The 23,643-nt window shown below is 60.2% G+C and carries 23 protein-coding genes; 7 read left to right on the plus strand and 16 right to left on the minus strand.

Features of this window, described 5'->3' with window-relative positions:
• A partial coding sequence (locus HUJ17_RS14260; RefSeq protein WP_290511322.1) for an alpha/beta fold hydrolase occupies positions 1–458 on the minus strand: 458 nt, incomplete at its 3' end.
• An 89-nt stretch (positions 459–547) separates the two neighbouring features.
• Between HUJ17_RS14260 and HUJ17_RS14265 the strand changes: the two genes are divergently transcribed.
• The 7 genes from HUJ17_RS14265 to HUJ17_RS14295 all read left to right on the plus strand — a co-directional run bounded on the left by HUJ17_RS14265 (position 548) and on the right by HUJ17_RS14295 (position 5,046).
• A complete protein-coding gene (locus HUJ17_RS14265; protein WP_290511323.1) occupies positions 548–1,267 on the plus strand; it encodes a 16S rRNA (uracil(1498)-N(3))-methyltransferase in 720 nt (239 codons plus the stop codon).
• Positions 1,268–1,435: 168 nt separating this feature from the next.
• Positions 1,436–2,605 (plus strand): AAA family ATPase, encoded by a 1,170-nt coding sequence (locus HUJ17_RS14270; RefSeq protein ID WP_290511324.1) that lies wholly within the window; start codon positions 1,436–1,438, stop codon positions 2,603–2,605.
• Positions 2,606–2,617: 12 nt separating this feature from the next.
• Positions 2,618–3,280: a DUF1294 domain-containing protein gene (locus tag HUJ17_RS14275; RefSeq protein ID WP_290511325.1), complete on the plus strand. Its 663-nt coding sequence runs from the start codon at positions 2,618–2,620 to the stop codon at positions 3,278–3,280.
• 95 nt (positions 3,281–3,375) lie between these two features.
• Positions 3,376–3,660, plus strand: a complete 285-nt coding sequence (locus HUJ17_RS14280) for a hypothetical protein (protein ID WP_290511326.1) — start codon at positions 3,376–3,378, stop codon at positions 3,658–3,660.
• 33 nt (positions 3,661–3,693) lie between these two features.
• Entirely contained in the window at positions 3,694–4,119 is a 426-nt protein-coding gene (locus HUJ17_RS14285; protein ID WP_290511327.1) for an MAPEG family protein, read from the plus strand.
• Positions 4,119–4,454, plus strand: coding sequence for a TfoX/Sxy family protein (locus HUJ17_RS14290; RefSeq protein ID WP_290511328.1), 336 nt, complete (start codon positions 4,119–4,121; stop codon positions 4,452–4,454). Before HUJ17_RS14285 ends, HUJ17_RS14290 begins: the two co-directional genes overlap by 1 nt.
• Positions 4,455–4,470: 16 nt before the next feature.
• On the plus strand, positions 4,471–5,046 hold the full coding sequence (locus tag HUJ17_RS14295) for a DJ-1/PfpI family protein (protein ID WP_366471186.1): 576 nt from the start codon (positions 4,471–4,473) through the stop codon (positions 5,044–5,046).
• 34 nt (positions 5,047–5,080) lie between these two features.
• On the opposite strand, the gene HUJ17_RS14300 is transcribed toward HUJ17_RS14295, so the two are convergent.
• The 15 genes from HUJ17_RS14300 to HUJ17_RS14370 all read right to left on the minus strand — a co-directional run.
• On the minus strand, positions 5,081–6,148 hold the full coding sequence (locus HUJ17_RS14300) for a DUF3541 domain-containing protein (protein WP_290511329.1): 1,068 nt from the start codon (positions 6,146–6,148) through the stop codon (positions 5,081–5,083).
• A gap of 109 nt (positions 6,149–6,257) precedes the next feature.
• The gene (locus HUJ17_RS14305) at positions 6,258–6,929 is read right to left on the minus strand and encodes a YoaK family protein (protein ID WP_290511330.1); all 672 of its coding nucleotides are present in this window, start codon (positions 6,927–6,929) and stop codon (positions 6,258–6,260) included.
• A 54-nt stretch (positions 6,930–6,983) separates the two neighbouring features.
• Positions 6,984–7,469 (minus strand): helix-turn-helix domain-containing protein, encoded by a 486-nt coding sequence (locus HUJ17_RS14310; RefSeq protein ID WP_290511331.1) that lies wholly within the window; start codon positions 7,467–7,469, stop codon positions 6,984–6,986.
• 127 nt (positions 7,470–7,596) lie between these two features.
• Positions 7,597–8,145, minus strand: coding sequence for a lactoylglutathione lyase (gloA, locus tag HUJ17_RS14315; protein ID WP_290511332.1), 549 nt, complete (start codon positions 8,143–8,145; stop codon positions 7,597–7,599).
• A gap of 325 nt (positions 8,146–8,470) precedes the next feature.
• On the minus strand, positions 8,471–9,430 hold the full coding sequence (locus HUJ17_RS14320; protein ID WP_290511333.1) for a slipin family protein: 960 nt from the start codon (positions 9,428–9,430) through the stop codon (positions 8,471–8,473).
• A 58-nt stretch (positions 9,431–9,488) separates the two neighbouring features.
• Entirely contained in the window at positions 9,489–9,962 is a 474-nt protein-coding gene (locus HUJ17_RS14325) for an NfeD family protein (RefSeq protein WP_290511334.1), read from the minus strand.
• A gap of 273 nt (positions 9,963–10,235) precedes the next feature.
• Positions 10,236–10,724 (minus strand): peptidylprolyl isomerase, encoded by a 489-nt coding sequence (locus tag HUJ17_RS14330; RefSeq protein WP_290511335.1) that lies wholly within the window; start codon positions 10,722–10,724, stop codon positions 10,236–10,238.
• 71 nt (positions 10,725–10,795) lie between these two features.
• Entirely contained in the window at positions 10,796–11,344 is a 549-nt protein-coding gene (locus tag HUJ17_RS14335; RefSeq protein WP_290511336.1) for a cytochrome b, read from the minus strand.
• 65 nt (positions 11,345–11,409) lie between these two features.
• Entirely contained in the window at positions 11,410–12,408 is a 999-nt protein-coding gene (locus tag HUJ17_RS14340; RefSeq protein ID WP_290511337.1) for a lipid A biosynthesis acyltransferase, read from the minus strand.
• Entirely contained in the window at positions 12,405–13,400 is a 996-nt protein-coding gene (locus HUJ17_RS14345; protein WP_290511338.1) for an MBL fold metallo-hydrolase, read from the minus strand. Before HUJ17_RS14345 ends, HUJ17_RS14340 begins: the two co-directional genes overlap by 4 nt.
• Complete coding sequence (locus HUJ17_RS14350; protein ID WP_063509837.1) at positions 13,397–13,852, minus strand: chemotaxis protein CheW; 456 nt, start codon at positions 13,850–13,852, stop codon at positions 13,397–13,399. The genes HUJ17_RS14345 and HUJ17_RS14350 overlap by 4 nt, the downstream gene beginning before the upstream one ends.
• A 45-nt stretch (positions 13,853–13,897) precedes the next feature.
• Complete coding sequence (locus HUJ17_RS14355) at positions 13,898–14,926, minus strand: chemotaxis protein CheB (RefSeq protein ID WP_290511339.1); 1,029 nt, start codon at positions 14,924–14,926, stop codon at positions 13,898–13,900.
• The gene (locus HUJ17_RS14360; RefSeq protein ID WP_290511340.1) at positions 14,923–22,026 is read right to left on the minus strand and encodes an Hpt domain-containing protein; all 7,104 of its coding nucleotides are present in this window, start codon (positions 22,024–22,026) and stop codon (positions 14,923–14,925) included. The genes HUJ17_RS14355 and HUJ17_RS14360 overlap by 4 nt, the downstream gene beginning before the upstream one ends.
• Before the next feature lie 63 nt (positions 22,027–22,089).
• Positions 22,090–22,968: a protein-glutamate O-methyltransferase CheR gene (locus tag HUJ17_RS14365; RefSeq protein ID WP_290511341.1), complete on the minus strand. Its 879-nt coding sequence runs from the start codon at positions 22,966–22,968 to the stop codon at positions 22,090–22,092.
• Positions 22,969–22,999: 31 nt separating this feature from the next.
• The coding region (locus HUJ17_RS14370; protein WP_290511342.1) for a methyl-accepting chemotaxis protein at positions 23,000–23,643 on the minus strand (644 nt) is incomplete at its 5' end.

Consider the following 23,643-nt stretch of genomic DNA (forward strand, 5'->3'; position numbering starts at 1 on the left):
GCCAGCCAGTTCAGCAACCGGCTGCCGCCTAGCGACACGCCGATGGCAATACGGTTGCCGGTGGGGTCCTGGTCAAACACATGCTCGATCACCGCATCCACATCGTCGGTTTCCCCGGCGTGGTAACACAGGGCGGTGTCATTGGGCTGCTTGGCGCCGCGACTGTTGATCGCCACCGAGCGCACCCCGGCATCGGCCAGTGCCCGCTGGATGCCACGGATATAGTGGGAATCGCTACAGCCGGACAGGCCGTGCAGCAGGATCACGGTCAATTGCCCGGGGTGGCTTGCCGGCCCCGCCCAGTCCAGCAACAGCTGATCACCATCCGCCAGCGGCAGCCATTCGCTGTGCCGCTCCACCTCCGGCAAGGCCCGGCCCAGGGGCCCCCACAGGGTCTGCAGATGCGGGTTGCGCAGCCACAGGGGCGGCTGGAACGGGGAGGCTACGATTTCGCCCATGGAATCTCTCACTCGATAGCAGTCTCTTCGACCGGCGCTATGGTAGCCTTTTGCTTTTCCCACTGGCACCCATTGTTGATGGAGACCCCATGGCCCGCCGCTTTTACGACGATCAGGAATTCCAGTCCGGCCTTGCCACCGAGCTGGGCGCCAATGCCAGTCATCATATTGGCAAGGTGCTTCGCATGGCGGAGGGGGACGAGCTGGTGGTATTCAATGGGCACGGCGGTGAATGGTCCGCGCGGATCCTTGCCGTCGGTAAGAAGGCGGTGACCGTCGAACCGTTGGCGTTTGTGGCCGAAGACCGCACGGCGCCGCTGGCGGTCACGGTGGCACTGCCCATGATCAAGGGCGAGCGCATGGATTATGCGATCCAGAAAGCCACCGAGCTGGGCGCGGCGCAGATCGTGGTGCTGGATACCGAGCGCTGCGAAGTCCGCCTCAAGGGCGAACGGCAGGAAAAGAAACTGAGCCAGTGGCAACAGGTGGCCATCAGTGCCTGTGAACAATGCGGCCTGAACCGGCCCCCGCAGGTCACCGGTGTGAGGTCGCTCAAGGACTGGCTGACATCGGACCTGCCAGACTTGCGACTGATCGCCCACCCGGGGAAAAACCCATTCTCCCCTGCTGCGCTGAACGGCATTACGGAACTGGCCCTGCTCACCGGCCCGGAGGGCGGCTTTTCCGACGAGGAATTGCGCGTGGCAGAGGAAAACGGGTTTGTGGCGTTTGCCTTGGGCAATCGGGTGTTGCGTGCGGAGACGGCGCCGGTGGCGTTGCTGGCGGCGTTGTGGGCGTGGCAAGGATAAAAGATAGCTACAAGCTTCAAGCAGCAAGCTACAAGGCGCGCCCTCGGTTATCGTGATAGCAAGTTCGTGCCCGCGCTTGAACGCGTATACGACCCTGGCGGACACGCGGGACGATAACCGCGTTGCAGCTTGAAGCTTGTGGCTTGCAGCTAACAACAAGGACAAGACATGCTGACCACCCTGGCCATCAGTAATTACCGCTCCGCCCTGGAGCTGGTGCTGCCGCTTGGGCCGTTGAATGTGATTACCGGGGCCAACGGCAGTGGCAAGTCCAACCTGTACCGGGCCCTGCGGTTGCTGGCGGCCACGGCGCAGGATGATGTGATTGCGGCGCTGGCCAGTGAGGGCGGACTGGAGTCCACCTTCTGGGCCGGGCCGGAGACGCTCAGTACCGCCATGCGCAAGGGGCTGGTGCCGGTGGAAGGCGGGCCACGGCAGCATAGCCGTCGGCTCAAGCTGGGGTTTGCTGACGAGGATTTCGGCTATCTGATCGAGCTGGGCCTGCCGCGACCGGACAGCACCACCGCCTTCAATCTGGACCCGGAGATCAAGCGGGAAATCATCTGGGCCGGTGGGGCCTACCGGCCGGCGGCGGCACTGGTGGATCGGCGCGGACCACTGGTGAAAGCCCGTGTCGACAACGGCTGGTTATCCCTTGCCGACCATCTCAATACCTTCGACAGCCTGTTCAGCCAGGTGGCTGATGCGCGCTCGGCGCCGGAGGTGCTGGCCCTGCGTGAGCGCATTCGTGGCTGGCGTTTCTATGATCATTTCCGAACCGACCGGGAGGCCCCGGCCCGGCAGGTTCAGATCGGTACCCGTACTCCCGTGCTGCATCACGACGGTCGTGATCTGGCGGCGGCGTTGCAGACCATCCGCGAGGTGGGCGACAGTATGGCCCTGGATGCTGCCATTGAGGATGCCTTTCCCGGTGCCAAGCTGAATATCGAACCGTTGGCGGATGGTCGCCTGAAGCTGGAGTTTCACCAGTATGGCCTGTTGCGACCATTGTCGGCGGCGGAGCTCTCTGATGGCACCCTGCGCTACCTGTTGCTGATCGCCGCCCTGCTCACCCCGCGTCCCCCTTCCCTGATGGTGCTCAACGAGCCGGAGAACAGTCTGCATCCGGATCTGTTGCCGGCGCTGGCCCGCCTGATCGAGCAGGCCAGTCAGCATAGCCAGTTATGGGTGGTCAGCCATGCCAGCCGGCTGGTGGCGGCGTTGAACGAACATCCGGAGTGTCATGGGGTGGAGCTCAGCAAGGAGCTGGGTGAAACACAGATCGTCGGGCAGGGGCTGTTGAGTACGCCTAACTGGCATTGGTCGGAACATCACTGACACAAACACATTATGAAGAAACAATCGGGTGTACTGAAGAGTTGGGACGATGTGCGTGGCTTCGGTTTTATTACCGATAAGAAAGGCCGGGATATTTTTGTTCATGTCAGTGCCTTTGGCCGTATTCGTTCGCGCCCTAAAGCCGGCGAAAAAGTGCTGTTCCGGGTAGAGCCGGATGCCGCCAAAGGGGTGCGTGCGGTGGAGGTGGAACGGTGCTGGCGGCCTGCTCATCTGCTGTTGCCGGAATTTCTTTTTCCGCTGATGATGGTGGGGGCCTTCTATGGCGTGTTGTGGTGGTTTTTCTCGCAGAATGCGTTCTGGATTTTCCTGATTATTTTCCTGTTGTTAATCGCCGGCCTGACGTTCCTGATGTTCGGCCTGGACAAGCGGGCGGCGCTGAACGAACGACAGCGGGTGCCGGAAAATACCCTGCAGCTTTTATCCCTGGCCGGAGGCTGGCCCGGCGCCCTGTTGGCCCGTCCGTTGTTTCGTCACAAAACCCGCAAGCAGCCTTTTCGCACTGTTTTCTGGTTGGTGGTCGTGGTAAATCTTGCGGTGTTGGGCTTCTTTCTGTTCAGTCCCCAGGCAGCGCCCTTGCGTGACTGGCTGGATGTGCAGGCGCTGAGCTGGCTGATCACCCTCAAGGAATGGGGCTGGATCAGCGGGCCGGTGTGAAAAAGACAGCTTATGTATCAACCCCTGGCGCCGAATTGTTTTGGCGTTGCTGATGGTGGGTGTGGCCACTGCATGTTCGCTATGAACGGGGGAGTTTGTCTGTCGAAGAAAAGCTAAATAATAAAAAACAGGGAAGAAAAATGAGACTACCGGAAGATGTGGAACAAACTCTGAAGAGCCGAGGGGCAAAGGCTGCGGTCGGACAGTTGTGCCGGCAGCATGAAATGAGCCGGGCGGCAGCGACGGCCTGGGTGTCAGCCTGCTGCGACAGAGGCTTGCGGGTGGCGGACAATCCGCTGCACAAGGGGAAAATAGCGGTACTGCTGATGGCAGCTTTTCTTACAGGTATGTTTATTGCTGCATTGCAGAAACTGTTATGAGCCCTCACGGGATACAGATCACGAGGAAAAAACATGCAAGTGACGAGTCCGATTATTGCCCCGGTGGTGGTGCTGGTGGCCTGGTCCATGGTGATGTGGCTGTGGATGTATGTGACCCGTTTGCCCGCCATGCGCGCTGCCAAAATGAAGCCGGACCCGCAGGCGCCCCGGGGTGAACAGATGAACACCCTGCCCGCCAGCGTGCGCTGGAAAGCGGATAACTATAATCACCTGATGGAACAGCCTACGGTGTTCTATGCGGTGGCCCTGTCCCTGGCACTGCTTGGCCAGGGTGATGGCATCAACCTGACGTTGGCCTGGACTTATGTGGGCATCCGCGTGGTGCATTCGGTGCTGCAGGCGCTGATCAACAAGATCGAGCTGCGTTTTGTGCTGTTTGCCCTGTCCTCACTGGTACTGATCGGGCTCACCGTCAATGCGTTGCGCGCCGTTTTCTGATGGCCTTTGATAGCGATCTGGCGCTACGGGTGCGCGAAGCACTGCTGACGATCAGTGGCGCCCTGCCCGATGAAAAGCGCATGTTCGGTGGCCTCTGTTTCATGATTGCCGGCAACATGTGTTGCGGCATTCTCGGCGACCGCTTGATGGCCAGAGTCGGGCCGGATGCCTACCGTGCCCTGCTTGCCAAGCCAGGAGCCGGCGAGATGGATTTCACTGGCCGGCCCATGAAGGGCATGCTGATGATCGACGCTGATACCGTCGCTGATGACAAGGCTCTGCACGACTGGTTATCTCACTGCTTTGCCTTTGTGCGTACCCTGCCACCCAAATAAATCATCAGGAATGACCATGCTGCAAATCGGGATTGTGATCTACGATGATGCCGAAGTACTGGATTTTGCCGGCCCCTATGAAGTGTTCTCCACCGCCGCCCGGCTCTGTGAGAGCTCGCCCTGGCAGGTGTCCCTGATCAGTGAAAACCGTGAGGTGATGGCCAGAGGTGGCTTCCCGGTGAAAAGTCACTTCACGCTTGCGGACCACCCGCCTCTGGATGTGTTGCTGGTCAGTGGCGGTGTGCATACGTCTGCCATGACCAATCGCGCCTTGCTGAACGCCCTGCGCGAGGCCGGCGATTCTGCCAGCTGGGTGACGTCGGTTTGTACCGGTGCCTTTCTGCTGGCCGAGGCCGGATTGCTTACCACTCAACGGGTAACCACTCACTGGGAAGACATCGCTGATTTGCGTCAGCGTTTTCCCGCTCTGGATGTGCAGGAAAATATCCGCTGGGTGGAAGATGGCAATCGACTGACCTCCGCCGGTATCTCTGCGGGCATCGATATGAGCCTGCATCTGGTTGAGAAACTGTATAACCGTGAATTGGCGCAGAAAACCGCCAGGCAGATGGACTATTCCTGGCAGCAGTGATTTCCAGAGGAATACTGTTGAAGAACGCTATCTGTTACTCCGCTGCAAATTGTTCAAGATAAGCCGGGTAATGGCTCAGGTCCGGCCCCGGGTGTAACCGCGACGGCCAGTGATACAACATGATCGCCAGCACGTTGCGGTGTTCCCCCTTGTTCAGATCCGTGCCCCAGTGGGGTGAAGGAATCATCTCGGCCTGTGGATCGTAGCGCTGTTCCAGTGCCTCGCGGACGGCGCCGATAACCGGGCTGTCGCCCTCCCCTGCCAGCAGAAAGCACAGGGCCATTTCCGTATAGATATCAGGTTTGGTAAAGGCGATCAGATCCCGGTGATGGCGCTCCAGGTAGTCAAAAATCCAGGCGAAATCCTCGCGGCGGATCGGTTTCTGGTAGTAACCACTGGCGGCGATGATCACGTGGGTCATGCCGTAGACTCGGGCATCCAGGGCCGGCCCGGGTCGTGGCGGCTGGTCCGGAAACACCTGGCGAAAGGCTTGCTGGAACGGTTCCCGCAGATCGCGAATACCCAGCTCGTGCAGGTAATAGACCATATTGGCCAGCTGTGGGGAGTAGGCGGCGATAACTTCCGGGTCGAGAATGAAGCGGGCAAAATCCACCTGACGCAGGTAATCCAGGCCCTGTTCTGTTTGAGTAAAGGGTGGTTTCCCGGCCAGGCCGAGCTGGTCCACCTTGTTCAGGTAATAGAGCAGATTCTTGGCAAACGGGATTTCGTCGTAAGCCAGCAGTAGCTGCTTGCGCCGTTGATGTTTGTCCGTGTCGTCCCGATAGTTGCGGGCGATCTGCCGGGCCCGGTTCAATCGGTAGCCCCGATTGTTCAACTGGCTCAGGTCCTGTTGCAGGAAATCGGCGTTGCCGATCAGGTCCTGATAGATAATCGGCAGGTAGTCCAAGTCGCCAGTGATCCGGTAAAGACGGGTGGCGTAATGACGCTGCTTGTCGGGGGACAGATCCTGCAGTGTCTGCTCATAGCGATCCCGGATCTGTTCGCCGATAGAGGCTGTAGCCAGTGTAGAAATTGGCGTTGGCTGGCAGGCGATCAAAAGGGCGAGTAGCACACCGAGCCAGCCAGACTGAACCCATCGCATAGCGCACCGCCGCTTCATGTTGATTTACGGACCTTTCAATTTAGGCCTCTCAATGAAGCAGTCTGTGCCAGTGGTAGCAATGGTGCAAAGCTTTACAGGGATTAACGGTTTACCGGTACTGTCGGCTATAACGCCAGTACACCACTGCCAGCGATACAGCCAGGGCGGCGGGGGCCATCAGCGCGGTGAAATGCAGCAACCGGAACAGCCAGGTGCCGACCACGCCGCCACAGACGAAGCCGCCAATCAACAAGACGAACAGCAACAGCCGGCGACCGTTGAGGGGAATGCCACGCAGCCGGTTGCCGAGCATGATACCCAGGTCGGTGAAGATCCCGGACAGGTGGGTGGTGCGGATGATAGAGCCGCTGTAGGTAGTCACCATGGCGTTCTGCAAGCCGCAGGCCATGGAGGCCAGATAGATACCGAGATCACTGCCCTGTTGTAGTGTCAGCATGGCCATGATCAGTAACGCGGCTTCGATCAGCAGGGAGAAGCCGTAATGGCGACCCAGTTTCAGGGCGGTGCTGGTGATCAGCATGCCGCTGAGGGCGGCGCCGGCAAGAAAACTCAGCAGGGTGAACAGCAGGTGCAGGGCATTGTTCAGGGCCAGATCCGCCAATGCCAGACCCAGTAGTGAGGAGGTGCCGGTCAGGTGAGAGACGGACTGGTGGCTGAAGCCCAGCAGGCCTACCGCATTGACACTGCCCGCCAGAAAGGCGAGCAGAAAGGCTCCAACTTCTACCCAGGGAGGAAGACGCGTCAGCAAAAAAGCCCCCATGCTTATCCGTGGTGATAGGCAAGTGTAGCATGCGCGCCGGTGGGGGATTCCCGACTATTTCTTTTTCTTCTTCTTGCTGCCCTTTGTGATTTTTTTGTCGTCACCCTTTTTGCCGGACTTTTTCTTGTTGTCCTTCTTGTCGCTCTTCTTGTTCTTTTTGCTGTTGGCTTTGGTGTTTTTCTTGTCCGTTTTTTTCTCGGACTTTTCATTTTTGGCTTTTACGGGCTTCAGTGCTTTGCCTTTTTTGCCACTTTTCTTTTTTTCTTTGTCGACTTTTTGAGTCTTACTGTCTCCCTGCGCAGAAGGAGCAGGAACTGGACTATCGGTGTCGAAGATTTCCAGGCTTACGGTCCGGAACCGTCGTAAACAGTAGCGTACCTGGCCGAGACTGAGCCCACTTTGTTCGGCGGCCTGCTGCTGGGTGTGGCCCTGGTCCAACGCCAGCAATGCCTTGGCACGGGGGCCGTTCGGGGCTGGTTGGTCGGACCTGGCCTGGCAAAAGGTACGCTGTGCGCTGGTAAGAAGAGAAGACTGACTCATTATGGATGATCCCCTGAGGTGGGCCCGGCGAGGATGCCGGGCCTTGGACAAAACGAGCCTTACACAATACGAGACAGCCAGATAGGAAAGCAAAAAAACAGATTTCCTGTCAGAAAAGTGACATCTTTCAGTCGCCTTTCTGTTGCTTCTCCATCATGTCGGCCTGGAGGATTTCGATCCAGTATCCATCAGGGTCCTTGATAAAGGCCAGCCCTTTCATCTTGCCGTCGTCCGGTTTCTTGACGAAATCCACCCCCAGTTTTTCGAACCGTTCGGCGGCGGCGTAAACATCGGGAACGGTGATGCCGATATGACCAAATCCCTGGGGCTGGTCGTTGCCATTGTGATAGGAAAAGTCCGCATCGTCTTCGCTGCCCCAGTTGTGGGTCAGCTCCAGCATGGCTTCACGGCCGAAGGTATAGGTGAGCCGTTTGGCGTCGTCTTCCGGTACCTGGCGGGCTTCCTCCTCACCGAGGTAGGCGAGGAAATAGAGGCTGAATTTCATTGCCGGAAAATCCAGCTTGCGCACCAGACGCATGCCCAGCACCCGGGTATAGAAATCCAGGCTGCGGGCCGGGTCTTTAATGCGCAGCATGGTCTGGTTGAACAGGAAGTCGCGGGTAGCGTCGTCCGGCTGTTCACAGAGGCCGTCGGCCTGTTCGAAATGACGGGACATGGGGGCTCCTGAATCTGTGATGCATGGGTGTTCAGGATATTGGGATGGAGTGAAAGGAATGCAAGCCTTGTTGCAGGTGCGTCGCTGGCGGCGCGATCCCCCAAATACCTGAAAAGACGGATCTACCACAGAGGGCACAAAGCACACAGAGAAAATCCGTCTTTTCCTCAGTGATCTCTGTGCCCTCTGTGGTGGAAGTGCTTTTGATCCTGGTCTTGGGGGCGCCCTGGCAGCGTTACCTCAACGGTCGCTCCGGTTCGCACCTCAAGCGGTGCTCCTACAGAGAGGGCGGAGCTTGCCTGGGCAAGCTCCTGAGGGGGGTAGATCAGGCCGGGGTTTTTTCCACGGTCTTGAGGACTTTTTGCAGGCCGGCCACGGTGCCGCCGATGTCGCTGAGGCCTTGTGGCAGCAGCAGGGTGGTGGATTCCTTGGCGACTTTTTCGAAGGCAGAAACATACTGCTCGGCGATGCGCAGGCTGACGGCTTCTTCGCCACCATCCTCTTTCACGGCGCCGGCCACCTGGCGCAGGCCTTCAGCGGTGGCAGTGGCGATCAGCTCGATCTGACGGGCGCGACCTTCTGCCTCGTTGATCTGCTTCATCTTTTCACCTTCGGAGATATTGATCATCTCCTGCTTTTCACCTTCGGAGCGGTTGATGGCGGCTTGGCGATCACCCTCTGAACGGTTAATGGCGGCCTGGCGCTCACCCTCGGATTCGGCAACCACGGCGCGACGTTCACGCTCGGCACGAACCTGTTTCTCCATGGCGTCCTTGATGGACACGGGCAGGTTGATGTCGGCCACTTCGTAGCGCAGTACTTTCACGCCCCAGGGCTGGGCGGCTTCGTCAACGGCGCGTACGACTTCCATGTTGATTTCGCCGCGCTCCTCGAAGGTCTTGTCCAGATCAATTTTACCGATCACGGAACGCAGGGTGGTCTGGGCCAGCTGCTGGGCAGCCATTACATAATCATCCACCCCGTAGCTTGCTGCTTTCGGGTCGATCACCTGCAGGTACATGACGCCGTCGATGGAGACTTCGATGTTGTCCTTGGTGATACAGCTCTGGCGCGGCACGTCACGGACGATTTCCTTCTGGGAGTGCTTGTAGGCAACCCGGTCGATAAAGGGCATCAGAAAGTGAAGGCCGGCCTCCAGGGATGTCTGGTACTTGCCCAGTCGCTCCACCACATACACCTGCCGTTGCGGCACGATGCGAATCACCATGAAGAGCAGAATGACAACGCCGAGGGCGATGAGAGCGGAAATAATTAAACCTGCCATGGATAGGGTTCCTTGTTATTGCTAGCGAGTTGAGATGAAAACGGGTTGGTGACAGGGGTCACTCAGCCGGTGGCGTCTGCGGCCCTGGCGTCCAGGGCTCTACGGTGAGCCAGAGGCCGTCATGCTGGGTGATGCGAACCATGTCGCCGGGATGCAGGGGCTGGGCGCATTGTGCCTGCCAGCGGGCGCCCCGGTAGGAAACGGTGCCCACGCCGTTGCTGAAGGCGTCTGCCACGGTGGCGCGGCCACCGACCAGGCCGGCACTGTCTGCCTCGCCCTCCCCGCGGGGCCGCTCATTGCCCATCAGCTTGTCGTTGATCACGCGACGGACAAAGACCAGCAACAACAGGCTGGTAACGGCGAAAAGGGTCAGTTCCCAGGCGGTGTCATCCAGCAGTCCAAGAAACTTGAGGCTGCCTACCAGCAAAGCGGCGATGCCGAAGAAGATCACGACCAGCCCGGAGACGGCAAATTCGGCGATCACAAAGGCGAGCCCGGCGATAATCCAGTAACTGTATTCCGGCAGATCCATTCCTGTGCCCCTGTAGCGTGTGCATTATTTTGACGAACTAAGATAGCACGTTGGTGACAGGTTAGTCGGTAGGAAAAGGCTGAAAATCAGAAGTCGCAAGCTACAAGCTGCAACGCGGTTAAGGTCGGCTGTGCAGGGAGAGGTAGTCAGCCGCGGACCAGGCGAAGGGAATTTAGTTAAAGAGATAAGCGAAAGGGGTGGGGCGCGGACAAGGCCTTTGCGCCAATCAGGCCTTCTCCGCGTTGCAGCTTGAAGCTTGCGGCTTGTCGTTGATCAGTGCTGATGCCCGCCCACGCCGTGGGCATGCTTGTGGGCTTTTTCTTCTTCGCTGGCGTCGCGAATGTCGGTGATTTCCACCACAAAACGCAGGGACTTGCCGGCCAGTGGGTGGTTGGCGTCCACGTCCACGGTTTTCAGTCCCACTTTGAGAACGGTGAGCATGCGCGGGCCTTCGTCGGTGGACACCGTGACCACCTTGCCTGGGGAAAGCTTGCCGGCGTGTTTCAGGTACTTGCGGGAGATGCGCTGGAACAGGGTGTTGTCGTATTCGCCGTAGGCGTCTTCCGGGCTCACGGTCACATCCACCTCGTCGCCCACAGCCTTGCCGGTGAGGGCGGCTTCCAGGCCTTTGATGATGTTGTTATAGCCGTGCAGGTAAGCCATTGGCTCACCGGTTTCCCGGGAGTTTTCAATTTCGCTGCCGTCGTCGGCGTTGAACAGGCTGTAATGCAGGGTAACGACCTTGTCGTTTTCGATGGTCATGCATGCTCCGGTTGTCAGGCGATCGGGATGGTGGGCAATTGTGGCGCCTTCATCGCCGCTGGGCAATTATCTCAGTCGTTGTGTTTGCCGGGGAGCATGCGTTTCAGGGTGGCGTCCCTGTCGATGAAATGGTGCCAAAGGGCCCCTGCCACATGGATGGCTATCAGGGTTAGCAGCGCGGTCCACAACACCTCCTTGTGGATGAAGGCGATCTGTTTGGCCAGGTCAGTATTGACCACCGCCAGCTGGGGCACGCTGACAATGCCAAAGATTTCTATGGTCTTGCCGGCGAACTGGCGCATGGCAAAGCCGCTGAGGGGCATGGCGAGAAGCACCCCATAGAGCAGTCCATGAACAAGGCGGGATAACTGATGCTGCCAGGCGGCGCCAATGGGTGCCGGGCGCGGGTACAGGGCGCGGCCATAAAGCCGAATCAGTATGATAAACAGTGTGGTGAGTCCCAGGGAAAAGTGCAGCATTTTCCACCATTCGCGCATGGGGTCACTTTTTTCGTAGAACTCATGGAGCTCGACGGCTCCCCAGACCATGACCAGCAATAAAACCACCAGCCAGTGAAGGCCTTTGTGCAATGCGTGCCAGCTTGCCGGTGTTGTTGCCATGATGCGCTCCCGTTGCAGTTAACCGAAGTATGCCGGATAAAGATTAACCGGGGCTTAACGGGCATTCACTGATCCTGGTCAGTGTCCGGGTGCAGGCCCAGGGCTTTGCGATCTTCGCCCCGTTCGATCCGCGCCAGCAGCTCCCGGGATTGCCGGTACCAGCGTCGCCGCCCGTTGGGGCCCCATTTGAACCGTTTGTATGTCCACTGGTACTGGGCCAGATTGCGATCGATGCAGCGCTGCAGGCCGGTGTTCATGGCAGTGAGGATTTCGGTGCAGTCGCTGGCCTGTTCGATTTCCGGTGCCGCTTCGAAGTGCAGATGGATGTCTTTTACGCCGCCCTGGCCCCGGATGCAGGAAACGATGAACACGTGTGGCCGGTAGCGCTGCACCAGCTTGTCGATCAGTGCCGGGGTGGGCACATCGTAGCCAAAGAAGGGCACGCAGGGGTTGCTGCGATTGCCCGGGTTGTGGTCGGAGAGGATCCCCAGAGTGCCGCCGGCTTTCATGGCCGCCAGCGCCTGTTTCACTCCCTGGCTGTTGGTGGGGATCAGCACTGAACCGGTACGCTCCCGGGCAGCCTTGACCATGGCATCCATCAGGGTGGCCGGATGGGGCTGGTACATGATCAGAGTCTTGTCCCGGTTGCCCTTGTCGCCCACATACAGGTTGCTGATTTCCCAGCTGCCCTGGTGCAAGGACAGCATGAGCACCGGTCGTTCACAGGCGCAGGCATCCAGAAAGGGCTGTTCGCCGTGGATATGGGTGACGCGGGCCAGCGTTTCTTCCACCGGGCGGTGCCAGACATGGCTGAATTCGGTGAGCGTGCGGCCCAGTTCCGCCATGCTCTGGCGGCCGATGCGTTTGGCCTCGGCCAGGCTCATGTCCGGGTGAGTGGCCAGCAGGTTGATCAGCACCACCCGGTAAGCGCTGGCGTAGCGCAACGGGATCAGGGTAATCAGGGTGGCAATAAAAGCCCCGAAAGCAGTCACCAGTGGTAGTGGTAACCAGGCAAGCAGACGGACCACCAGCCACAGGCGGCGGCCCTGATATTGTTTACTCATGATGGCAATTCAATTGTCAGGGTCTCGCCATGCTGCGGGACCCGAAATGTCTCGGAATCGATCTGTTGTTCTTCCAGCGCCCTGGTCAGCGCCTGCGGTGGCGCGTCCATGGGCTCGTCGGTGAGCACAAAGGTTCCCCAATGCATGGCTACCGACTGATGGGCGCGAATCTCCCGGTGAATTGTAACCGCTTCGGCCGGGTTTATGTGTACCGGCGACATAAACCAGCGTGGCTCATAGGCTCCGATGGGTAACAGGGCCAGGTCCACGGGCCCGAAAATGTCGCCAATTTCCCTGAACAGCGGTGCATAGCCGGTATCACCGGCGAAATAAAGACTGAAATCCGGAAAGTTCAAGCGCCAGCTGCACCACAGGCTGCGGTTGTGGTCGCCTGGGCCGCGGCCGCTGAAATGCTGGGCGGGCAGGCAGAAGGCCTCCACCTGGCCGTGGTATTCACTCTGCCACCAGCCCAGTTCGATAATGCGCTCAACGCCCAGTTTGCGTAGCCAGGCGGCGATCCCGTTGGGCACGAACCAGAGAATCTCCCGGCCAAAGCGTGCCTGGAGCTGTTTCACGGATGCCCGATCCAGGTGGTCGTAGTGGTTATGGGATACCAGAACTGCATTGATGGCCGGTAGTTCGTCAACTGTCAGGGCCGGCGGCACCGACCGTTTCGGGCCGGCAAAGGACAGTGGTGAGCAGCGCTCGGAAAATACCGGGTCGGTAATCAGGTTCCAGCCCCGGTGCTGGAACAGGAAGGTGGAATGACCAATCCAGGTTAGTTGTGGCTGCTGGCCCGGACTGGCCAGCTGCTGTTGATCCGGCTGCTGCAGGGGGAATGACTGGTGGCGAGGAAACTGACCCCGGGTGTTCCATTGCCAGCGCAGGAAGGCAGTCAGGCCATGGCGGGGGGTGGGGAAGCGATTGCGGTATACCCCTGACCGAGCGGGCACTTCAGCCGCCAGATCCGCCAGTCGTTCCCGATCGATCATGCGCCGTCCCGCAGTCCTGCCACCGCGCCTTCGATGGCATCCAGGTCTGGAATCACCGCCAGGTCGCCGCCCACCTGAATGTACATGGCTTCCGCCGGGCCGGTATCCACCGGTTCTTCCACCGGATCGTCCTTGGCCACTTTCATCATCCGCGGAATCCCCTGCACGATGACCGCATAGAAGGTGCTCTTGCCGGCTACGGTGTTGAGTACCGCGATACGGGCATCCTGGCCAATGGTGATCTGCCCGGATTCGTTGAGTTTTTCAAAGGACAGCAGCGGAATGTTCTGGTCTCGCCAGCTCAGCCAGCCCAGCAGCCATTCCGGCCCATGGCCCGGACGATCCGGTTGACGCAGGGGGATGATTTCAGCAACCACGATGTTGGGGACCAGCCAGGGGCGTCCCTGCATTGGGATCAGCAGGCTGGAAATATCGGATGGCAAGCTGCTCATAATAAACCTCAATGTGTAAGCCGGACGGGGTGCAATGGGCTGCGGTCAGGCGTCCGGCGCCAGGCTGCTGGCGTTCTTCAATTCTCTTCTTACCCGTTCCACCAGTTGCCGCGCAAGTTGCTCAGGGGAGCCACTGTAACTGACGCAGCCAGTCTCGCGGACGGAATCGGGCTGACTGCTGACCGCACAGGTGTCGGCGCTCTGTGCCCACACCGGGCAGCCGCTGGCGGCCAGGCGCGGGGCGGCGATGGCGCCGTCATTGCCCATGCCGGAAAACAGGATGGCGCCGCAGGCGTTGCCGTAGCCTTCGCCCACATGCTGTATCACCTGATCAATGGACGGGGCATAGGGGCCTTCCCAGGCCTGGCCGGTGGACTGGATGCGACCATCGTGGCGGAATTTCACCGCGTACTCCACCGGCGCAATGGCCAGTTCTCCATGGCGCAGAGCACTGCCGTCCACGCCTATTTTGCAATGAATGTTGTTGTCCCGGCCCAGTACGCCACACAGGGTGTCGAGGAAACTGGCGTCGATGTGCTGGGCCAGTACAAAGGCCACCGGCAGATTGGCCGGCAGGCAGTCGAGAAACTGTTTTACCGCCGCGGGTCCGCCCAGGCTTGCACCCAGCACCCAGACCCGTTTGGGGTGGTCGCCGGGGCGAATGGTTTCAAATTCCCGAGGGGTGGGGATTTTGACCTGCGGCAGTCGCTGGGGAATCACTTCCAGCCGTTCTTCCACCGCCGGCTTGCCAATGAAATCCACCAGCTTGGTTACCAGCCGCCGCTCCCATTTCGGGTAGCGGGCATCGGTGCGCGCCGGAGCCTGACCGTCGCAGAACAGAATGGGTGCGGCGGCGTCTTCCAGCAGGTTATCGAGGAAAGACTGCCAGCGATCCTCGCTGGACAGGTCCACCACCCACAGGTCCAGGGCGCCTTCCGCCAGCCAACGTTGTTCCAGCGCTTCCGGATCGGTATTGACCACCACCTGGTAGCCTTGACCCTTCACCGCGCTGGATAAAAGGTGACCCTGCAATGTGCTGTCGGCAATCACACCGACCCGGCCCGGGGCGGTCATTCGCCACCGGTTTCCTGTAGCTCGCCCAGCAGTTCGCGAATGGTGGAGAGCAGTTCATTCTCCTGGAACGGCTTGCCCATGTAGCAGTTCACGCCGATGTCGAAGGCCCGTTCGCGGTGTTTTTCGCCGGTGCGGGAGGTAATCATGATGATTGGCACGTCCTGCAGGCGGCTGTCGTGGCGCACATGGGTGGCTACTTCAAAGCCGTCCATGCGCGGCATCTCGATATCCAGCAGCATCACATCCGGACGGATATCTTCCAGTTTGGCGATGGCATCCATACCGTCCTTGGCGGTGACCACTTCGTAGCCATTACGCTCCAGCAGACGGGTGGTCACCTTGCGCACGGTAACGGAATCATCGGTGACCATAACCAGCGGGGTATCGCGCCTGGTGTCGGTATCTTCGTCTTCCTGCACCGGTTCCTGGGGCAGTACTGGAATGTCCGCGACACCCATGGCCGGCACCTGCACGTGGGCGGCACGAATCAGCGAGTGGATATCGAGAATGATCACCACGGAGCCATCCCCGAGGATGGTGGCACCGCTGATGCCGGCCACCGAGGCCAGCTGCGGGCCGACCGATTTCACAACCACTTCCCGGGAGCCCACCAGGTTGTCCACCACGATGGCCACAGTGTGTTCGGTACTGCGGATCAGCAGTACCGGCATGGGGGTGGTGTGGTTTTCCAGGTGCGGACTGCGGGTGCCGTGGACGAAGTTGCCCAGATATTGGAGTTCGTAGTCCTGGCCTACATAGGTGTAGACCGGGTTGTCTTCCTCGAAGTAATGCTGCAGCTCGAAGGGGCTGATACGCACGATACCTTCGATCTGGTTAAGCGGGATAGCGTAGGTATCTTCCGCCGCTTTCACCATCAGTGCCCGGTTCATGGCCAGGGTGAACGGCAGGCGGATAATAAAGCGGGTGCCCTGCCCCTTGTGGGAATCGATGGTCACCGAGCCGCCCATCTGCTTGATCTCGCTGGCCACCACGTCCATGCCCACGCCCCGGCCTGAAATCTGGGTAACCGCCGCGGCGGTGGAGAAGCCGGCGTGGAAAATGAACTGCTGGATTTCCTGCTCGGAGAGTTGCGCATCCGGGGCGATCAGGCCACGTTCCACCGCTTTCTTGCGCACCGCATCGGTGTCGATGCCCTTACCGTCGTCGGACAGGGTGATCACCACCTCGCCACCCTCACGGCCCAGTTCCAGGTTGATGCGTCCGGTATCGTCCTTGCCGGCACTCTGCCGGCCCTCAAGGGTTTCGATGCCGTGGTCAACGGCGTTACGCAGCATGTGCTCCAGCGGGGCCACCACCCGCTCCATCAGGGAGCGGTCCAGTTCCCCTTCCGGGTTGAGCACATCGAAATCCACTCGTTTGTTCACTTCGCCGGAAATCTGCCGGACGATACGACGCAGGCGTGGCACCAGGCGGCTGAAGGGCACCATGCGGGTGCGCATCAGTTTTTCCTGCAGCTCGGTGTTAATTCGTGATTGCTGCAGCAGCAGGGTTTCCGTGTCCTTGGTGCGGTCCAGCAGAGTGTTCTTCAGATCCAGCAAATCCGAGGCGGATTCCGACAGCTGCTTGGTGATCTGGTGCAGCTCGGAGTACTGGTCCATTTCCAGCGGGTCGAAATCCTCGTCGATTTCACCCCGGTCCACGCCCTTCTGGTAGTTGGACATGATCTGCGCTTCGGTTTCCGAATCCAGCCGGCGCAGCTGTTCATAGAGACGCTGAACCGTGTTGCCCATTTCCTCCACGTTGAAGGTGAACTCGGAAATCCCCTGCTCCACCCGGCCGCGGTTGATGGACGTTTCCCCGGCCAGGTTTACCAGCGCTTCCAGCACGTCGGCGCCCACCCGCACCATTTCCTGGGGCTGAGCCTGACTCTGACGCTGGCGGCGGTCATCCTGTTTCGGCTGTTGTGGTTGTGGCTTCTCGGCTGCCGGAACCATGGCCGTGCCGCTTTCTTGCGGGGCGGCGACTGGCTGGCGGCGGGCGCTACGGGCCACCGATTCCATGCCCCGGACAATCTGGTCGTACCAGTTGATCATGGGCTGAAAATCTTCCTGGGTGGGCGCTTCGCGGCGCTTTTCCAGTTGCAGCAGATAGGTCTCGAAATCGTGGCTGATATCGCCCAGCGGTTTTAGCCCGGCCAGTCGCGCGCCGCCCTTGAGGGTATGCAGGGCGCGTTTGAGATCATCGGTGAAATCGTTGCTTTCCGGATGATCTTTCCAGGAGGTCAGGCAGGCGTCGATGATCTCAGCCAGCTCATCGGACTCTTCCAGGAAGATCTCCAGAATTTCCGGGTCGCTGTCCGATTCCCAGTCACTGTAGTCCTCGTCCGGCTGCCCACTGGTCTCCGTAGCTGGCTGTTCGGTGGGCGCCGGTTGCGGGGCTGCAGTGGGTGCCGGTGCAGGCGTGGCGCTGGTAACCGCAGGCAGGCTGAATCCGGCCGGGTTGGCCACATAGCCATGGATCGCCTGAATCAGTACGTCGCCCTGGGGCAGCGGCCGGCCAGCCTTGAGCGCCTCCACCATTTCCGCCAGTTGGTCGTGACAGCGATGCAGCAGGTCGAACAGGGTCGGTTCGATAGCCAGGCGGCTTTGCGCCAGGCCTTCGTAAAGGGTTTCCAGCTCGTGGCCCAGGTCGCCCAGCTCGCTGACTTCCGCCATGCGTGCGCCACCCTTGAGGGTGTGCAGGTCGCGCTGCAGGGATTGCAATTCGATCAGGTTGTCCTGCTCGCCGATCCACTGTTCCAGGCTGTTGCCGGCGGATTCCAGAATCTCGTCCGCTTCTTCCAGAAAGATTTCCACCAGTTCCGGGTCACGCTCCGGTTGAGGGGGCGCCGGAGTGGCGGGCGCGTCCTCAACCGCAACGGGCGCGGGGCTGCTGGCGTCGTCGGCAAAGTCGGCAGCGGTGTCGTGGTCCTCGGGGGGCCTTTCCAGGACGGGAGTGGCGGCCCGGGATTCACTGGCCGGCGTGTCACCACGCAGGAAAGCCTGGATAGCGCTGACCAGTTCCGGGGCATTGTCAGGGGCTCTGCCGCCGCGCAGTGCGTCGATCATGTCAGCGAGACGGTCATGGCAACGGTGCAGCAGGGCAAACAGGGCCGGGGTCGTCTGTTGCTGGCCAGCATTGTAGGCTTCGTAGAGGTTTTCCAGCTCGTGAGCCAGATCGCCCACTGGCGCAACGGCTGCCATCCGGGCGCCGCCCTTGAGGGTATGCAGATCCCGCTGCAGGCCGTCCACGTTGCCGGCATCACCCTGTTCCCACTGGTCCAGGGTGTGGCTTGCGGATTCCAGAATCTCTTCGGCCTCTTCCAGGAACAGGCTTACCAGCTCCGGGTCCATGTGGGCCTGGTAGTCATTGCTGCTAGCCCAGCTGCCGGTATCCGGGTTGCTGTCTGCCTCCGGGGCATCGGCAGGGTTGTCAGAAAAAGCGTCGTCCCACTGTGGTGATCGGCTGCCGGGACCCGGGCCATCGTCGTCCGGCCCGCTGTTTTCTGCCAGTTCGTGGAGGGCATCCACCAGGCCCAGTTCCGGGCGCACGGTCTGGCCGGCGGCCAGGCAGTCCATCATATTGACCAGAGCATCCTGGCCTTCACCGGCCAGCGAGAGCATCTGCTCACTGCAGGCCAGGCTGCCGGATTCCACCGCGCTATAGCAGGCTGCCAGTGCGGCTGCCAGGGCGTGAATTTCACCCAAGCCGGCGGTGGTGGCGCTGTTGGAGAGCAATTGCAGCTCGTCGCGCAGTTTCACCAGCTGTTCGGTGTGGTCCGGGTGCTGGGCCCACTGGGCCAGCAGTTGTTCCGCGTCCACGATCAGGTCCATGCCTTCTGACAGGAACACGGAAAGTATGTGCGGGTCCGGGCCGGAGTCCCGTTGTTCGGCCAAGCTATCGCGTTGCTGCTGCAACGACGAAATCAGGTGGTCGGCACCGGGCAGGTGGGACTGGTCGAGCTGTTCCAGATTGTCGCGCACCAGTTGATGGGCCTGGCGCAGCAGTTCGACTTGCTGGCTGCTGATCCGGCGGTTGCTGCTGATCAGATCACGGACCAGCTTTTCCGCCGGTTCCGCCACTTCGGCAACGGCTTCGATTTCGGCCATGCGGGCACTGCCCTTGAGGGTGTGCAGGGCACGGTGAACGCTGTCGTCCAGAGTATGCTCGGAGAGATCCGGGTCCACGGTGTCCAGCCACTCTTCGATCATTGCCAGGTTACGCTGGGCTTCGCTGGCAAAGATTTCCAGCAACACAGGATCGGGGCCATCATCGCTACCGGCATCTGTCGACGTGTCATCACTGTCGCTCATGTCCGGAATATCAGCGAGGCTGTCGATACCAGTATCGGCGCTCTCGATGGTTTCCGTGGCGGGTTGCTGTGCTTCATCTGCGGGCAGACTCAACTCGAGAGTGCCGTCATCCTCATCGCCTTCCCAGGCAAGCGGGGTATCGTCGTCTTCAGCGGCATTATTGAAGGCAGCCAGGTCTTCTGCAGACAAGCTGTCGTCACTGTCCGCGTTGGTGTCTGTGAACGATTCGCTTTCGACGGGCAGGCTGATTTCCAGCGTGTCGTCGAGCTGAGTTTCGTCACCGTCGACGTTGATGATCTCGTCGTTTTCTGTATCGGCGCCGTTGTTATCGCTGGTGCTGTTGCCGATAGCGGGTACCTGATCAATCTGGCCTCCGGCAGCCAGGGTATCGGCGGCGTCGGCCAGTGGTTGTACATCGAACGGGTCCGGCTGACGCAGGGTAAAGGCGTCCACAAGGGCTGGAACGCGATTACGAACTTCCTGGACCAGAGCGATCAGCACTGCGGTAGGTTCAATAGTGCGATCAATCACCCGGTTGAGCATGTTCTCCACGGACCAGCCGAGCTCTCCCACGGTGGTGGCACCGACCATGCGCCCGGAGCCTTTCAGGGTGTGGAAGGCGCGACGGAATTCCACTAGCGACTCTTCATCGCTGGTATTGGCGGCCCAGCGCGGGAAGTATTGATCCAGTGCGTCCAGTACTTCGCCGATTTCTTCCTGGAAAATTTCGATGATTTCATCATCGATCAGATCATCATCGTCTTCGGCTTTCGGAGCCTCGGCAATCGCTTGCGGCTCGGCAGCGGGCTGCTGTTCCGGAGCGGCGTCAGTCTCCAGATCGGTGGGCGCCAATCCGGTAATTTCGAGAGTGCGGTCGTCTTCGTCGTCTGCACTGTCCTGAGGTTCGTCGATGCTGTCGTCGAAGGCCTGTTCCAGGGGGAGATCCTGGTCCTGCTGGTTGTCATGGTCGAGGCTGATGTCGGCAGCGGGCTCGTTATCGACGGGAGCCGGTTCGACCGGCATGTGACTGTCGGCCTGGGTCTCGGCATTCAGCTCAATGCGCTCCACCTCGACCTGGTCATCACCGAAGTCGTTGCCTTGGTCCAGTGGGTAGCCCAGGGCTTCCACGCTGGCGCGGGCCAGTTGCAGGATATCGTCAGTGGTTTCCGGGTCGTCGCTTAGACGTTCCAGATAGTATTCCACCGAGGTGATGGCATCGGCCAGGGTGTCCATGCTGCGCCAGTCCGGTTTGGGCTGGTCCGCATCAAGCAGCTTTTCCTGAATGAACTGCACGCACTGGCGCAGTATCAGTGCGGGTTTGTTCAGCTGGATGACTTCCAGGCCACCGCGCACGGCATTGAGCCGTTCGGGTACCGGGGCCAGGTGCTCGGGATTCCATTGCGAGGCGATGAACTCGACGATGCCGTCCTTGGCCTCTTCCAGGCCGGCGCGGCATTCGCGCAGTACCGCATCCATGGCCTGGCCCACGTGGCCTGGCATGTCGTTCTGGTCGCCGGCGTAGGACTTGCCACGACGATCACCACCGCTGATACCGGCTAGGGTGGCTTCCACGTAGAGCAAGGCGCCGGCGATGTCCATCAGGGTTTCGCGCTCGGCGGGACGTTTACCAGCGACAATGTCTTCCACCGCGTGGAGTTGTTCTTCCACCAGGGTGCGGGGTTGGCCAAGGCCAAGTACTGCCACGGTATCGGCCACCTGTTTCAGGGTGACGGTCTGCGGTTGCAACTTGCTGGCGTCGTTCTCGCCACTGTGCACGAAGGCTTCCAGGGCATCCTTGACGGTAGTGATCTCTTCGGAAAGCGCCTGCACCACCGAATTCATGGCTTCAGCATCCGGGCCGGTCATGCGCGCTCGTTCTGCGTTGACCAGGTCATCGGAAGGCAGCGCATCGTCCAGCCGGAAACGGGCTTTCACGTCGCGGATGCGCGGGCTGTCCACCTCGGCCTTGGCCACGTAGTAGAGCAGATTCTTGAGCAGTTCGGTGGGGGCCGGCCGGTTCAGGCTGGCGGCGCCGTCGCTGACCAGTTCGCGCAGGTTTCGGTCAACATGCCCGAGCATCAGTTTTACCGAGGTGCCCAGGGCAATGGCGTCTTCGGAGAGTCCTTCCACCAGAGCGTTGCTGATGCTCCACAGGGGAGCCCGGGGGGCATCGCCTGTGATTTGTTCCAGTTTGGTGAAGACCTTGGCCATGTAGCCCAGGTTCTCCCCCATGTTGTCGTTGCGCAGCACGCCGAGCAGGGCAATCTGGAACATCTGGCGAATTTTCTTGGCCAGCTGAATAAATCGCGGGTCGTGGAGCAGGTCTTCAGGAATCTGGCCGTGGCCAGTGGCATCGGTCAGGTCCGGTTTGAACAGGGCGGTTTCTGACAGCAGGGGTTCGCCACGGGCGGCGCGCAGATCATTGAGCAACGGCAGCAGCACCACTGGCAGGTCGCGGCGGTTGCTGGCTACCCGGTCCAGATACGGCGGCAATTGCAGGATCGCCCGCATCAGGGTTTCCTGGCCATCGGCCACGTTGCCAACCCGGCCTTCCAGAAGTGCCTGGGCCAGCTTTTCCATTTCTTCGGCGAGCAGAGCAGCACCGTAGAACTCCACCATTTGCAGGGTGCCGTACACCTGATGCAGATGGGCCTGGCAAAAACGCATGCGGGTGGCGTCGTCCGGGGTATCCACGAACGCTTCCAGTGCCTGCTGCGCCTGGTTCAGGGTTTCCTGGATCTCCCCGCGAACCCAGTCCAGAGCCAGATAGTCGTGACGGTCACTCATGACGTCTCCTGTCATACTCAAACCTGCCATCACTGCGGGCAGGTTTTTTATTATCTACAGCGCTTATCGACAGCGCCGGAAGGCCAGCGTATCGGCGAAATGTATGCGTTCCAGATCCGGATGTTGCCAGTCGGTCACTTCCCCGGGACCGAGTACCAGAATGCCACCGGGTGCCAGCCGTTCCGCCAGCCGGTTGACGATCTGGCGTTTCCGCCAGCGGCGGAAGTAGATCAGCATGTTCTGGCAGAAAATCAGATCCATGTCGTTCATTGGCGCAGTGCTCAGATCCAGCACGTTGAGCCGGGCAAAACAGATGCGCTCGCGCAACACGGGTGCCACCGCCATGGTTTGCTCATTGCCGCTGGGCTGGAAATATTTTTCCCGCAATTGCGGATCTACCTGCAGTACCCGGCGTAACGGGTATTCCCCTTTACGGGCCTTGGCCAGGGTCGGCAGGCTGATATCGGTGGCGGTGATGCCGTAGAACAGTTTGCGGTCACTGCCGGTCAGCTGCTCATTGATCATCATGGCGAGGGAGTAGGCCTCCTCGCCGGTGGAGCACCCCACGCTCCACACATCCAGGCTGGCGCCGTCGGGTTGTTCCGCCTTGAAGCGCTGCACGAATTCCTCCACCAGGGCATAGGAGCCGGGGTGGCGGAAAAAACTGGTTTCCTGAACGGTGAGCCTGTCCACCAGCACCGACCATTCCATGGCCCGGGATTCGGTGGAGCCGACCATCAGGTGTTCGTAATAGGTGTCATAGTCCTCGATGCCCAGCTCGCGCATGCGAATGCTCAAGCTGGTTTCGAGAAAGGTCTTGCGCTCGTTGGACAGGGTCATGCCGGTGCGTTCTTCCAGCAGCGCCTGCCATAGCTGGAACTGCTCCGCATCCATGGCGGGCGTGCTTTTGATGGACCAGCGGTCTGTCACGGCAGCACCCATAGCATCACTCCTTTAACCGGCGCGAGCCGGATCAGGAGTGCTCCGGCAGGCGGAAGCCGGCAACAGAGTTACGCATCTCCTGAGCCATCTCGGCCAGGTTACCAATGGACCGCGCAGTCGCGGTGGTACCGGCGGAGGTCTGCGAGGTAATTTCCTGGATCACGTTCATGGTGTTGGAAATGTGACCCGCGGAGGCGGCCTGCTGGCGCGCCGCGTTGGAAATGTTCTGGATCAGGTCCGCCAGGGTTTTCGATACGTTCTCAATTTCTTCCAGTGCCACACCAGCGTCCTGCGCCAGACGGGCCCCTTTTACCACCTCGGCGGTGGTGGCTTCCATGGAGATTACCGCTTCGTTGGTATCGGTCTGAATGGTTTTTACCAGGGTTTCAATCTGCTTGGTTGCGGCGGCGGAACGTTCCGCCAGGCGCTGTACCTCATCCGCTACCACCGCGAAGCCCCGGCCGGCTTCACCGGCCATGGACGCCTGAATGGCGGCGTTCAATGCGAGGATGTTGGTCTGGTCGGCAATGTCGTTAATCAGGGATACGATGTCGCCAATCTCCTGGGAGGATTCACCCAGACGCTTGATCCGTTTGGAGGTTTCCTGGATCTGTTCGCGAATGGTGTCCATGCCGTGGATGGTGGCCTGTACCACTTCAGCGCCCTTGTTGGCGA

Origin of the sequence: Alcanivorax sp. (assembly GCF_014762765.1) — a bacterium.
Taxonomy (GTDB): Bacteria; Pseudomonadota; Gammaproteobacteria; order Pseudomonadales; family Alcanivoracaceae; genus Alcanivorax.